Raw genomic sequence first — 488 nt, 5'->3', positions numbered from 1 at the left:
GACAGGGCCGCGGCCCCTCCCCCACGTCGCGCCCCGCTGCCGGGGCAGCGCGGCTACGCGGCCTCCGTCGGCCGCCCCGAGCCGGCCCGCATCGACCGGGTGGTCGCGCGGCTGCTGGTCACGGAGAAGCGGTCCCAGGAGTTCCTGTCCCGGGCCGCGCCGCAGCTCTCGCCGGACTCCGTCCGCCACCTGGCGCGCGGCGTCGACCGGGGCGAGCGGGTGGTGTTGGAGTACCCCCACGAGGAGGACGGCGTCCGCCGCTGCCCGATGGACGAGCTGACGCTCGACCCGCCGGAGGTGATGTACGGCTGGTGCCACGCGCACCGCCGCGACCACGACTTCACCCTGGCCCGCCTCATCGGCGTGGCCGCGTACGTCCCGTGAGGCGGCCCGGCGCGCCGCCGGTGCCGGTTCGTCATCGGGCCCCGGGAGACGGGTGGTTGACCGGGCTATCGTGAGGGCAGGTGTCCGCGGCGGGGAAGCGGGGG

Annotated in this window: 1 protein-coding gene; it reads left to right on the top strand. The window is 77.3% G+C overall.

The window, feature by feature from the left end; all coding sequences use genetic code 11:
* Nucleotides 1-384: hypothetical protein (locus tag E1283_RS37965; RefSeq protein WP_165956395.1), on the top strand; the 384-nt coding region annotated here is incomplete at its 5' end.
* Nucleotides 385-488: the final 104 nt, after the last annotated feature.

Origin of the sequence: Streptomyces hainanensis (assembly GCF_004348415.1) — a bacterium.
Taxonomy (GTDB): domain Bacteria; phylum Actinomycetota; class Actinomycetes; order Streptomycetales; family Streptomycetaceae; genus Streptomyces; species Streptomyces hainanensis.
This window is presented reverse-complemented; position numbering and strand designations above follow the sequence as displayed.